Annotated in this window: 8 protein-coding genes; 6 read left to right on the forward strand and 2 right to left on the reverse strand. The window is 63.8% G+C overall.

Annotated features, from left to right (window positions below):
* Positions 1-32 precede the first annotated feature (32 nt).
* The 6 genes from otnI to V1289_RS38345 all read left to right on the forward strand — a co-directional run bounded on the left by otnI (position 33) and on the right by V1289_RS38345 (position 10,789).
* Entirely contained in the window at positions 33-815 is a 783-nt protein-coding gene (gene otnI / locus V1289_RS38320; RefSeq protein ID WP_334404103.1) for a 2-oxo-tetronate isomerase, read from the forward strand.
* Positions 812-2,101: a 3-oxo-tetronate kinase gene (gene otnK / locus V1289_RS38325; RefSeq protein ID WP_334404105.1), complete on the forward strand. Its 1,290-nt coding sequence runs from the start codon at positions 812-814 to the stop codon at positions 2,099-2,101. The genes otnI and otnK overlap by 4 nt, the downstream gene beginning before the upstream one ends.
* Positions 2,102-2,290: 189 nt before the next feature.
* Entirely contained in the window at positions 2,291-3,982 is a 1,692-nt protein-coding gene (locus tag V1289_RS38330; RefSeq protein ID WP_334404107.1) for a methyl-accepting chemotaxis protein, read from the forward strand.
* Positions 3,983-4,208: 226 nt separating this feature from the next.
* On the forward strand, positions 4,209-6,239 hold the full coding sequence (locus V1289_RS38335) for a methyl-accepting chemotaxis protein (protein ID WP_334404108.1): 2,031 nt from the start codon (positions 4,209-4,211) through the stop codon (positions 6,237-6,239).
* 178 nt (positions 6,240-6,417) lie between these two features.
* Positions 6,418-9,597, forward strand: a complete 3,180-nt coding sequence (locus V1289_RS38340) for an efflux RND transporter permease subunit (RefSeq protein ID WP_334404110.1) — start codon at positions 6,418-6,420, stop codon at positions 9,595-9,597.
* Positions 9,587-10,789 carry an efflux RND transporter periplasmic adaptor subunit gene (locus V1289_RS38345; protein WP_334404112.1) on the forward strand — a complete coding sequence of 401 codons (1,203 nt, stop codon included), beginning with the start codon at positions 9,587-9,589 and terminating at the stop codon, positions 10,787-10,789. The genes V1289_RS38340 and V1289_RS38345 overlap by 11 nt, the downstream gene beginning before the upstream one ends.
* Positions 10,790-10,959: 170 nt before the next feature.
* On the opposite strand, the gene V1289_RS38350 is transcribed toward V1289_RS38345, so the two are convergent.
* The gene (locus tag V1289_RS38350) at positions 10,960-12,474 is read right to left on the reverse strand and encodes an acetyl-CoA acetyltransferase (RefSeq protein WP_334404114.1); all 1,515 of its coding nucleotides are present in this window, start codon (positions 12,472-12,474) and stop codon (positions 10,960-10,962) included.
* 130 nt (positions 12,475-12,604) lie between these two features.
* Positions 12,605-13,738: a nitronate monooxygenase gene (locus tag V1289_RS38355; RefSeq protein ID WP_334407828.1), complete on the reverse strand. Its 1,134-nt coding sequence runs from the start codon at positions 13,736-13,738 to the stop codon at positions 12,605-12,607.
* Between the last annotated feature and the right edge of the window lie 109 nt (positions 13,739-13,847).

The following is a 13,847-nucleotide window of genomic DNA, read 5'->3' on the forward strand; positions in this document are numbered from 1 at the left end:
ATAACAAGTAAACCAACAACAAGAGGACAGCGATGCCCCGTTTTGCCGCCAATCTCTCCATGATGTTCAACGAGGTGCCGTTCCTCGACCGCTTTGATGCGGCGGCGAAAGCGGGATTTGCCGCCGTCGAATTCCTGTTCCCCTACGATCACCCGGCCGAAGAGGTCGGTAAGCGGCTGAAAGCCGCCGGCCTGACGCAGGCGCTGTTCAATTTGCCGCCGGGCAATTGGGAGGCGGGCGAAAAAGGCTTTGCCGCGCTGCCGGACCGCTTCGACGATCTCAAGCAAAGCCTGAACACCGCGCTGCCTTATGCGCAGGCGACCGGCGTCAAGCGGCTGCATCTGATGGCCGGCATCGCCAGCCGCAGCGAGCGCAAGGCGGTCGAGGCGTTTTATAAATCGGTGGCATGGGCCGCCGAATTCTTCGCGCCGCACGGCCTCGATGTCGTGATCGAGCCGATCAATCCGCGCAACGTGCCCGGCTATTTCCTCAACGACTTCAACTTCGCGCACGATTTGATCAACGAATTGAAGATTCCCAATCTGAAACTGCAGTTCGACATCTATCACTGCCAGATCATCCATGGCGACGTCACCATGCGGCTGCGCGAGATGATGCCGGTCATCGGTCACATCCAGATCGCCAGCATCCCCTCGCGCAACGAACCTGACGGCGAGGAGCTGAACTATCCGTTCCTGTTCACCGAACTCGACAAGCTCGGCTATGGCGGCTTTGTCGGCTGCGAATACAATCCGCGGGCCAAGACCACCGACGGCCTTGCCTGGTTCAAACCCTATGCCGGAGTAAAACCGTGACGCTGGCCGGAAAATTATTTCTCGGCTGCATTGCCGACGACTACACCGGCGCCTCCGATCTCGCCAATACGCTGACGCGCGCGGGACTGCGCACGGTGCAAACCATCGGCGTGCCCTCCGACAATCTGGCGCTGCCCGAGGTCGATGCAGTCGTCGTCTCGCTGAAGAGCCGCTCGATCGAAGCGGGTTTGGCGGTGACACGCTCGCGCGCGGCGGAAAAATGGCTGCGCAGCCGCGGTGCGGATCACGTGCTGTTCAAGATCTGCTCGACCTTCGATTCCACCGATGCCGGCAATATCGGCCCGGTGATGGACGCGCTGCGCGCGGAGTCTGCCGACACAATAGTGCTGGTGACGCCGGCCTTTCCGGAAACCGGCCGCACCGTCTATCAGGGCAATCTGTTCGTAGGCCTGGTGCCGCTGAACGAAAGCCCGCTAAAGGATCATCCGCTCAATCCTATGCATGATTCCAATCTGGTGCGGGTGCTGGCGCGCCAGAGCAAGACCAGGGTCGGGCTGATTGCCCTTGCAACGCTGACGCGCGGTCCGGATGCGGTTCGCGCGCAACTGGCCGATCTCGCGGCCAAGGGGTTTGGCGCGGCCGTCGTCGATGCGGTGTTCGATCGCGATCTCGAAACCATCGGCAGCGTCGCGCTGGATCATCGGCTGTCCGTCGGCGCCTCCGGTATCGGGCTCGGCATTGCCCGGGCGCTGGTCGCCTCGGGCAAGGTCAAATCGAATGCGCAAAACGCCATTCCCGATACGCCGGTCGGCGGGCCGGCGGCGTGTCTCGCCGGCAGTTGCTCGCAGGCGACGCTGCAGCAGATCGCCAACGCCGAAAAGACGATGCCGGTGCTGCATCTCGATCCCGAGCGCGTCGTGGCCGGCAAGGATGAAGCCGGGCGCGCGCTGGCCTGGGCCAAGACGCGAATCAATCAAGGCCCGATCCTGATCGCGAGCAGTTCGACGCCGGAAGAAGTCGCAGCTCTGCAGTCACGTCATGGCCGTGATGCAGCCGGACATGCCATCGAGCAGGCGATGGCCGATATCGCCGAAGGCCTGGTTCAATCCGGCGTGCGCAGATTGGTGGTCGCCGGTGGTGAAACTTCAGGCGCCGTGGTGGATCGGCTGCGGATTCCCGGCTTTCTGGTTGGCGCAGAAATCGCTGCAGGCGTGCCGGTTTTACGCGCGGTCGGTGCCGACAATGGTGAAATGTTGCTTGCACTGAAATCAGGCAATTTCGGCGGTCCGGAATTTTTCTCCGACGCCCTCGCGATGATGCGCTGATCACGTCTCCCCGTTCATTTGTTGGTGACGGCTGTCGTCTACCGTAGTTTCACGGACTGCTAAATTAACACAACCTGAGCCGGCGTTAGGGCTTGATGCAGACAGGTGGTCCCGCGCTCTACCAACCTTTGAAGCTTGTCACATCAGGCGTGCCTCACGCGCCCAAAAACCCCAAGAGATTCCCCAGCCATGCTCGCCAAATACTCGATCCGCGCCAAAATCATCGCCGCGGTCGCCTTTCTGCTCGTCGCGATGACGGGCATGGGCCTGCTCGCGGTCAAGAACATGCGGTCGATCAACGCCAACACGGTGGACATTGCCGCCAACTGGTTGCCGAGCGTGCGCTTGCTGGGCGATCTGCGCGCCGGCGTCATCACCTATCGCACCGTGATCCGCGAGCACATGCTGGCCCAAACGCTCGAGGAAAAGGAAGCCGCGGAAAAGACCTTGGCGACGGTCGTCGAGGCCAACAACAAGATTCGCCAGCGCTACGAGACGGTAATCACTTCTCCGGAGGAGCGCGCGCTTTACACCGAATGGTCCAGGAACTGGGATGCCTACAAGAAGGGCACCGAGGAAGTCATGGCGCTGTCGCGCAAGGCCGTTGGCAAAATTCCGACCGAGGCGCATGAGTTGAATACCAAGACCGTGAACAAGATCGGGCTCGAGGCGGACGCCATCCTGAAAAAGGACATCGACCTCAACAACACCGGCGCCGACAAGGCGGCGCAGGATGCCGCCGACAGCTACAGTTCGGCGTTGATGATGCTCGCGGTCATCCTCGGCGCCGCCGTCATCATCGGTATTGGCGTCAGCTTCTACCTGGTTCGCGACATCTCGACCGGCATCTCTTCGATCGTCACCCCGATGCAGGCGCTGGGCAAGGGCGATCTGAGCGCAAACGTGCCGCATCAGGGCGAGAACACCGAGATCGGCGCCATGGCCGACGTGCTGCAGGTGTTCAAGCAAGCGCTGATTGCCAAGAAGGCCGCCGATGAGGCTGCCGCGCTTGACGCGGAAGCCAAGATCGAGCGCGGCCGCCGGGTCGACAGCATCACCCGCAATTTCGAATCGATGATCGGCGAGATCGTTCAGACGGTATCGTCGGCGTCGACACAGCTCGAAGCTTCGGCCGGTACGCTGTCGAAGACGGCGGAACGTTCGCAGCAATTGACCACCGCGGTGGCGGCGGCCTCCGAGGAAGCCTCCACCAACGTGCAGTCGGTGGCGTCGGCGACCGAGGAACTGTCGTCCTCCGTCAACGAGATCAGCCGCCAGGTCCAGGAATCGGCGCGGATGGCCACTGATGCCGTTGGTCAGGCCCGCACCACCAACGACCGGGTCAGCGAGTTGTCCAAGGCGGCATCCCGCATCGGCGACGTCGTCGAACTGATCAATACCATCGCCGGCCAGACCAACCTCTTGGCACTCAACGCCACCATCGAGGCGGCGCGTGCCGGGGAGACCGGCCGCGGCTTTGCGGTCGTGGCCTCGGAAGTGAAGGCGCTGGCCGAGCAGACCTCCAAGGCGACCGGCGAGATCGGCCAGCAGATCACCGGCATCCAGGCCGCGACCCAGGACTCGGTGAACGCGATCAAGGAAATCAGCGGCACCATTGAAAGACTGTCGGAGATATCCTCGACCATTGCGGCCGCGGTGGAAGAGCAGGGCGCCGCGACGCAGGAAATCTCCCGCAACGTGCAGCAGGCGTCCCAAGGCACCCAGCAGGTCTCCGCCAACATCACCGACGTACAGCGCGGCGCCAGCGAGACCGGATCGGCCTCCTCGCAGGTGCTGTCCGCGGCGCAGTCGCTGTCGGGCGACAGCAACCGCCTCAAGCTCGAGGTCGGCAAGTTCCTGGATTCGGTCCGGGCGGCCTGACAACAACGCCACTGGCGACAATCGATCAGCCCGGCCCCCAAAAGGGGCCGGGCTTTTTGCATTGGGCTATGCCGTTGCGAAGTTCGGTCACGGGCTACGTAGTTCCACTGAACCCCATTAACCATCCATAGTTCTACAGCCGGTATCTTCCAGCAGTCGCGCTGGTCACTTGTCTTCGCTTGCCGTCGCAGCTCACCCAATTCCGGGAAGTCAAAGGTTCGGCGAAATGATCAAGCTCAATCGCATCGGGTACAAACTGGGTCTGGCGGGCGCCGTCGGCGTCTTGCTGGCGATGGGCATGGCCGCCAACCAGATGATGACCGACGCGTCGGTGTCGGCCGTTAACGACCGTGCCGGCCGCTCGCAACGGGTGTCCGACGCCGCGCTGGCCGCCAACCTGGCGATGCAGCAGATGGAGCTCGCGGGGCGCAACATCAGATTGTCGAGGACTCCCGCCGAAGTCGAAAAGCACTTCGCCCAACTGGAGCGCCTGAAAGCGTCCGAAACCAGCCAGTTGGAAGCCGCACTGGCGAGCGCCCAGAAGCCGGAGACCCGGGAGCGGCTGCAGAAAATCAAATCCCTGATGGACCGTTTCAGTGCCGGCGTGGAGGAGATCGCGAAAGCGCAGGCAGCACTTCTCGCGCAGATCGACAAGCGCTCGGCGATCTCTGGTGAATGGACCAAGGCTATCGAGGCCGAACTGGCTTCGCCGGCAATGACCAAGCTGGACAATCGCGCCGAGGTCGAAAAGCTGCTGCATCAGGCCGACGCCAAGGTGAACGCACTAAAGGCCATGGTCTGGCGGTTAGGCGCCACCGGCGATGCCAGCCTGATCGACCAGATTGCGAAGACCCAGACCGCGCTCAAGACCATTTTCAACCTGTTGCGGGGCGAGGCCGATGACCGCGAATTGATCTCCGTGATCAGCTCGCTGGATTCGGTCGTCAAACGTTTCCTCGCTGCCAATGACGACGTCGTCAGGACCGAGGCGCTGAAGGACGACATTATTGCCAATCGTTCGGTCAAGTTTGCCGATGAGGCCGCCGAATTGATGGAAATGACGGTCAGTACCGCACAAAAGAATTCGGCGGTTTCCAGGGACGAGGTTGCGGCCGAGACCGCGCAGGCCAATCGCATCAACCTGATCATGGCCGGGATCGTCATCCTGACCCTGGTCGCCTCAGGCGTATTCTCCTTCCTCGGGATCGCGCGTCCGATGACGCGCCTGAACCGCGCGCTGGGCGAGATGGCCGGCGGCAAGCTCGATATCGAAATTCCCGGTGCTGCCCGCGGCGACGAGATCGGCGACCTCGCCAAGACCGTCACCGTGATCCGCGAGAACGCCGAGCAAAAGGCGCGCGACGAGGCTGCGGCCAAGACCAGGCAGGAACAGATCGCGGCCGAACAACGCAAGGAGGACATGATCCGCCTGGCCAATGATTTCGAGGGCGCCGTCGGCGAGATCGTCGAGACCGTGTCGTCGGCTTCGACCGAGCTCGAGGCGTCGGCCGGCACGCTGACGTCGACGGCGGAGCGCTCACAAAAGCTCACCACCATGGTCGCCGCCGCTTCCGAAGAAGCCTCGACCAACGTGCAGTCGGTGGCGTCCGCGACCGAGGAACTGTCGACCTCCGTCAACGAAATCAGCCGCCAGGTCCAGGAATCGGCGCGAATGGCCTCCGAGGCCGTCGGCCAGGCCCGTACCACCAACGACCGGGTCAGCGAATTGTCCAGGGCGGCATCCCGCATCGGCGATGTCGTCGAGCTGATCAACACCATCGCCGAACAAACCAATCTGCTGGCGCTCAACGCCACCATCGAGGCCGCGCGGGCCGGTGAAGCCGGCCGTGGCTTTGCGGTGGTGGCGTCCGAAGTGAAGGCGCTGGCCGAGCAAACCTCCAAGGCGACCGGCGAGATCGGCCAGCAGATCACCGGCATCCAGGCCGCGACCCAGGACTCGGTGAATGCAATCAAGGAAATCAGCGGCACCATCGAAAGGCTCGCGGAGATCTCCTCGACCATTGCAGCCGCGGTGGAAGAGCAGGGTGCCGCGACGCAGGAAATCTCCCGCAACGTGCAGCAGGCCGCCCAGGGCACCCAGCAGGTCTCCGCCAATATCACCGACGTGCAGCGCGGCGCCAGCGAGACCGGCTCGGCCTCGTCGCAGGTGCTTTCCGCGGCCCAGTCGCTGTCCGGCGACAGCAACCGCCTCAAGCTCGAGGTCGGCAAGTTCCTGAACTCGGTGCGGGCGGCGTAACGCCGCCGGCTGGCGGCTCCGGTTCCGGCCTTGGCCGTGCAGGCACGAGCTATGCCGGGGAAGTGAAGGCCGCCTGCGCGCCGCTGCGTTGGCATTCCGGTTCGATTCGGGTAAATCGGCCCGAGCGGATTGGCCTTTCGGGGAGCCAATTACCGCCTTTCCAGGGGTTGCCTCGTTTATGATCGCATTGGTCCGTATCGCGCTGAGCAGGCCGTATACGTTTGTCGTGCTCGCGCTGCTGCTTCTGATCATCGGACCGCTGGCGGCGCTGCGCACGCCGACCGACATCTTTCCGGATATTCGCATCCCCGTGATCGGGGTGGTCTGGCAATATACCGGCCTGCCGCCGGACCAGATGGCCGGGCGCATCACCTCGCCGTTTCAGCGGGCGCTGACGACGACGGTCAACGATATCGAACACATCACGGCGAATTCGTACAACGGCTTCGGCATCATCAAGATTTTCTTCCAGCCGACCGTCGATATCCGTACCGCCAACGCCCAGGTCACGGCGATTTCGCAGACGCTGCTGAAGCAGATGCCGCCGGGCGCGACGCCGCCATTGATCCTCAACTACAGCGCGTCCACCGTTCCGATCATCCAGGTCGCATTGTCCGGCGACGGCCTCACCGAGCAGAACCTCGCCGATATCGGCATCAACCAGTTGCGCACCCCGCTGGTCACGGTGCCCGGCGCGGCGATCCCCTATCCGTTCGGCGGCAAGCAGCGCCAGGTCCAGATCGATCTCAATTCGACAGCCCTGCAGGCGCGCGGCCTGTCCGGACAGGACGTCGCCAATGCGCTGGCTGCACAGAATTTGATCACGCCCGTCGGTACCCAGAAGATTGGCGGCTTCGAATACAATATCCAGCTCAACAACTCGCCGCTGAAGATGGAAGACCTCGGCGGCCTGCCGATCAAGACGGTCAACGGCGCCATGGTCTATATCCGCGATGTCGCCACCGTACGCGACGGCAACCCGCCGCAGACCAATATCGTTCACGTCGACGGCAACCGCTCGGTCTTGATGATGGTGCTGAAGGCCGGCGCGATCTCGACGCTGGATATCATCGCCGGCATCAAGCAGAAGGTGATCGACGTCAAGGATCAGCTGCCGGATGCGCTGAAGATCGGCTTCATCGGCGACCAGTCGCTGTTCGTCCGCGGCGCCATCACCGGCGTCGCCAATGAAGGCGTGATCGCAGCCCTTTTGACCAGCGTGATGATCCTGCTGTTTCTCGGCAGCTGGCGTTCGACCGTCATCATCGCCGTCTCGATCCCGCTGTCGGTCTTGGGCGCCATCATCATGCTGTCGGCGATCGGCGAGACGCTCAACATCATGACGCTGGGCGGGCTGGCGCTGGCGGTCGGCATTCTCGTCGACGACGCCACCGTCACCATCGAGAACATCAATTACCATCTCGAGCAGGGCAAGCCGGTCGAGCAATCGATCCTGGACGGCGCCAACCAGATCGTGACGCCGGCCTTCGTCTCGCTGCTCTGCATCTGCATCGTGTTCGTGCCGATGTTCTTCCTGACCGGCGTCGCGCGTTTCCTGTTCGTGCCGATGGCCGAAGCCGTGATGTTCGCGATGATCTGGTCGTTCATCCTGTCGCGCACGCTGGTGCCGACGATGGCAAACTATCTCTTGAAGGCGCATGTCCATCATGACGGCGAGCCGCCGCGGTCGCGCAATCCCCTGGTGCGCTTCCAGCGCGGGTTTGAGGCGCGGTTCGAGCGCATCCGCAGCACCTATCGCGATCTGCTGTCGATGGCGCTCGGGCGGCGGCCGCTGTTCGTGACCGGTTTCCTCGGCATCGTCGCGGTTTCGTTCCTGCTGGTGCCGTATCTCGGCCGCAACTTCTTTCCCTCCGTCGATGCCGGCAACATCCTGATGCATGTGCGGACACAAGTGGGCACGAGGGTCGAGGAAACCGCCAACCAGCTCGCCGATGTGCAGAAGGCGATCCGCAAGATCATCCCGCCTGACCAGATCGATACGCTGGCTGACAACATCGGCATGCCGATTTCCGGCATCAACATGACCTACAACAACACCGGCGTGATCGGCCCGCAGGATGGCGACGTCCAGATCAAGCTCAAAGAAGGCCACCGCCCGACCGCTGACTATGTCCAGCTGCTGCGTGAACAATTGCCGCGGCAGTTTCCTGGCTTGAGTTTTGCGTTCCTTCCCGCTGACATCGTCAGTCAGATCCTGAATTTCGGCGCGCCGGCGCCGATCGATCTGCAGGTCCGCGGCGCCAATCTGGAAGCCAATTTCGTCTACGCCAACAAGCTGTTGAGCAAGATCCGCCGGATTCCCGGCATTGCCGATGCGCGGATCCAGCAATCGCCCAACAATCCGACCTTCAACATCGATGTCGACCGCACCCGCGCGCAATATGTCGGTTTGACCGAGCGCGACGTCACCAACAGCCTCGTGGTCAACCTCGCCGGCAGTTCGCAGGTCGCGCCGACCTACTATCTCAACCCCGATAACGGCGTGTCCTATTCGATCGTGATGCAGACGCCGCAATACCAGATCGACTCGCTGAGCGCGTTGCAGACGCTGCCGATCACCGCGACCGGCAATCCGCAGTCGCCGATCTTGGGCGGCATTGCCGACATCAAGCGCACGATCTCCAGCGCCGTGGTGTCGCAATATGACATCCAGTCGATGGTGCAGATCTACGCCACCCCGCAGGGACGCGACCTCGGCGCAGTTGCCGCCGACGTGCGGCAGGTGATCGCCGATACCGCCAGGGAAGTGCCGAAGGGCTCGTCGGTGGTCCTGCTCGGCCAGGTGCAGACCATGAACAGCGCCTTTTCCGGCTTGCTGTTCGGGCTGCTTGCCGCGGTCGTGCTGATCTATTTCCTGATCGTGGTGAATTTTCAGTCCTGGTCCGATCCGTTCGTGATCATCACCGCGCTGCCGGCAGCCCTTGCCGGCATCGTCTGGATGCTGTTCACCACCCAAACCACGCTGTCGGTGCCGGCGCTGACCGGCGCCATCATGTGCATGGGCGTCGCCACCGCCAACAGCGTGCTGGTGATCAGCTTTGCGCGCGAGCGTTATGAAGAGCTCGGCGACCCCATTGCAGCGGCGCTGGAGGCTGGTTTCGTCCGGTTCCGCCCGGTGCTGATGACCGCGCTGGCGATGATTATCGGCATGACGCCGATGGCGCTGGGTCTCGGCGAGGGCGGCGAGCAGAACGCGCCGCTCGGGCGCGCCGTGATCGGCGGCTTGATCTTCGCGACGATCGCCACCCTGATGTTTGTTCCCGTGGTATTCAGTATGGTACACAAGAAACAGGGCGTCACTGCCGCCGCCTCACCGGAGATGCCGAATGCCCACTGAACAGCCCCCGACGGTCTCGCGCCGGAAGCTGGGCATCTTCGCCGTGGTGGCGCTGATCGGCGCCGGCCTGATCGTCGCAACCGGCATCCGGGCGCGTGAGGATCAAGACTCCAGGCTGCGCGAATGGACCGACAATCAGGCGGTTCCGACCGTCGCCGTCGCACTCCCCAACGCTCGCGCCCTCAATCCAACCCTCGAGCTGCCGGGCCGGCTGGAAGCCTATTATCGCGCGCCGATCTTCGCGCGCGTCTCGGGCTATCTGAAAAGCTGGAGCGCCGATATCGGCGCCAAGGTCAGGGCGGGCCAGGTGATTGCCGAGATCGAGGCGCCCGATCTGGACCAGCAATTGCTCCAGGCCCGCGCCGATCTCGCCAGCCAGGAAGCCAGCGCGAGGTTGTCCGAAGCGACGCTGACGCGCCGCAAGACGCTGGTGGCCTCCAACTTCGTCTCGGCGCAGGAAATCGACGAGCGCACCGCCGACCTCTCCAACAAGAAGGCCGCGGTCAATTCCGGGCAGGCCAATGTCGAGCGCCTGGAAGCGCTGGCGGGCTACAAGAAGATCACCGTCCCCTTCGACGGCGTCGTCACCGCGCGCGATACCGACGTCGGCGCGCTGATCAATGCCGGCGGCGGCTCGGGGCCGGCGATGTTCGTGGTCTCCGACATCACCAAGCTGCGCGTCTATGTCAACGTTCCCCAGAATTACGTGCCGTCGATCAAGATCGGCGCCAAGGCCGCGATCACGATGCCGGAATATCCGAACCGCAGCTTTGCCGCAACCGTGGAAGCCTCCTCGCAATCGGTCGATGTTAGTTCCGGCACGACGCGGATGCAGCTGGCGCTGGATAATTCCGCCGGCGAGCTGATGCCGGGCGGCTACGCCAATGTGCGCCTCAACCTGCAGCGCGACACGATCCCGCTGCACATCCCGGCCAGCGCGCTGATCTTCAACCAGAACGGCTTGCGCGTTGCGACCGTCGGTCCGGACGACAAGGTGCTGTTCAAGACGGTGACGATCGCCCGCGATCTCGGCAAGGAGATTGAGCTTGCCTCCGGCATCGCCCCCGACGACCGCGTCATCACTGCGCCGCCCGACGGCATCGCCGACGGCGATCCGGTCCGCGTGGTCGGCGCCGGCGCCAAGGGCGCAAAACCCACGACGGCGTCGGAAAAGCAGGACGTGAAGGGGTAGGGGCGGGCCGACCTCTACCATCCGTCATGCCCGGGCTTGACCGGGCTTGACCCGGGCATCCACGACTTACTTTCTTTCGGTTCAACAAAGAACGTGGATGGCCGGGCATAGGCGAGCGGAAGCGACGCCGTCCTTCGGACGGCTATGCCCGGCCATGACGGAGAGGATGTTCACCCCACCCGCCACTCCAGCACGCCATCCTCCGCCGTGACGATATCCCCGACCGAACCCACCGGCGTGTGGTCCATGTTGCGCAGATGCGCCAGCGTCTTCGCGTCGCTGGCGGGAACGCGGCCCAATGTCCGCGCGTCGTTGGCGGTGCGCAGCATCACTACGCCGTGCTCGACCTCGCCCTTGCCGCCATAGATCACGGTAAAGCTTTCGACCTTGCCCTTGCCGCCGGCTTGGGTGACGAATTCGGGCACGGCGCCCTTGCGGCGGTCGGCTGCGGCCTGCACGCTGGTGTCCTGCGCGAGCGCTTGCCTTGGCGCCGCGCGCGACAGCACCAGGCCGTGATGCTTGGTGACGAAGCCACCTTGGCCATAGAGCAGGCCGAGCGTTGCCCCATTCCGCAGCTTGCGCACCATCGCGCAGGCCGCGTGCGTCATGTAGGTGTTGAGCGGCGCGCCGAAGAAGGTTAGGCCGCCGGTCACGGTCGGCTGCACGTCGGAGCCCAGGCCCAGCGTCCGCCGCGCCATCTTGGGCACGCAGGGAAAGCAGCTGTACAATTCGATCGCGTCGAATTTTTTGCCGTCGCCTTCGACCAGATCCATCACCGCTTTCAGCACGGCGTTCTGCGGATGGCTCTCGTAAAACTGGTCGCGGACCAGATAGTCGCGCGGCTCTTCCGCCGACGCGCCGCCCCAGGCGTAGACGATGCGATCTTCGGGGACGCCCGCCGCGCGGGCCTTGGCGAGGCTGGTCATCAGCAGCGCGCCGCCCATGTTCACGGTCGGATTGGCCACCATTAGCTTGGTGTAGGGCCAGGCGATCAGCCGGTTGTCGGACGAGGGCGTGGTGATTTCATCCGACGTGAAATGTTTCTTCAGCCATGAATTGGGATTTTGCGAAGCGACATCCGAATAGGTCGACCACAGGCTACCCGATTCCGCCAGCGCCTCGCGCGGCGTCTGGCCCCAGCGCGCCGACGTCGCCGATTCGTACAGCGGATAGACCGTGATCGGCCGGAACACGCCGAGCTTGACCGCGAGCGGCTTCTGGAACACCGCGCCGCGCTTCGGCTCCTCGACGTCATGCGCGAACGGTGTCCACGGCAGGTCGATACCCGCGCGCTGCGCCTTGGTCGCGGTCGATTGCGCTTCGGCGCCGCAGACCGCGGCCACGCTGCACTCGCCGCGCGCGATGCGTTGCGCGGCCTCGTGCAGATACCGGATCGGGCTCTCGCCGCCGACCGGGCCGTAATAGAGATGCGCAGGCTGGACGCCAAGACGCGCCGCAAGCTGTTTCTCGGGATCGCGATAGCGCCAGCTCAGGAAATTGACGACGTCGAGCGAGCCGATCTCGCCAAGCAGCTTGGCCCCCGAGTCCGTTTCGGCGCGTTTCAGCGCTTGCTCCAGCAAGGTGAGCGGCTCGAGGCCGGCCGTGAGCTCCTTCGGGCGATCGACGATTTCGCCGACGCCGACGATGACGGGAATGCGGTCTTCGGGGAGGTAGACATTAGCCATTGTTTTTGATTTTCACTTTCCAAGACTAGGCAGAACCTCATCCTGAGGAGCCGCGAAGCGGCGTCTCGAAGGATAGGCCACGGGCTTCATGGTTCGAGACGGCGCTGCGCGCCTCCTCACCATGAGGACATCACTCCGCCACCAGCGCATTCATGTGCTCCACCGCCTCTACAAAATCTTCCTTGAACTCCTGCACCACGGCGCCCGCCGACTTCACGCTGTCGATCAGGCCGACGCCCTGGCCGACGAAATAGCTGACGAGATCGCGCGCCTGCGCGTTGCCGGCGGCGGCCGCGCGGTCGATCGAGTTGAAGGCGTCGCGGCTGATGATGCTCTGCAGCGGCATCGGCAGCGCGCCGGGACTGTCGGGCCCGCGGTCCCAGGCGTCGGTCCACACCGAACGGAGTTGCCGCGCCGGCTTTCCGGTGCGGCCCTTGGAGCGGATCGCGTCGCGCGAGGACGCCGCGATCATCTTTTCCCGGAAGATTTCGGTGGTCTCGGACTCGACAGTGGCAAGCCACACCGAGCCGGTCCAGGCGCCGGCGGCGCCCATCGCCATGCACGCCGCCATCTGCCGTCCGGTCATGATGCCGCCCGCGGCCAGCACCGGCACGTCGCGGATCGGCTTGATCGCCTTGATCACCTCGGGCACCAGCACCATGGTCGAGACTTCGCCGCAATGGCCGCCGGCCTCGGTGCCCTGCACGACCAGAATATCGACGCCGGCCGCGACCTGGCGCAGCGCATGTTCCTTGGCGCCGACCAGTGCTGCGACAGGCACATTGTGCTTCTTGCCGCGATCGATCATCGCCTTCGGCGGCACGCCGAGCGCGTTGGCAATCAGCCGGATGGGATGATCAAAGGAGACGTCGAGCAGTTCCAGCGCGCGCTGCGCGTCGAACGGCTGCGGTTGATTGTCGGCGACATTGGTCGTCGTCAGTTCGATGCCGTACTTCTTCAGGAGGTTGCGGGTGAAGTCGCGATGCGCGGGCGATATCCGCGCCTCCAGGCTCTTCCAGGTGACGTCCCTTTCGCCCGCCGTCGAAATGTTCTCGGGAATCAGCACGTCGACGCCGTAGGGTTTGCCGTCGGCGTGATCGTCGATCCATTTCAGCTCCCGCTCCAGCGTTTCGGGCGAGTGCGCGGTCGCGCCCAGTACGCCGAACCCGCCGGCGCGGCTGACGGCTGCCACCACGTCGCGGCAATGGCTGAAGGCCAGCAGGGGAAATTCGATGCCCAGCATGTCGCAGATCGGTGATTTCATGGTCTTGTTCACTCCCTGCGGCAGCGTTTTGGTGCTGCTCATTTCGTTTCGAATTCACGCGTTGTTGCCGGACGCTAGCGCATCGAGGGTGTGCATGCCAAGTCTCCGA

It is taken from the genome of Bradyrhizobium sp. AZCC 2289, assembly GCF_036924615.1.
Classification (GTDB): domain Bacteria; phylum Pseudomonadota; class Alphaproteobacteria; order Rhizobiales; family Xanthobacteraceae; genus Bradyrhizobium.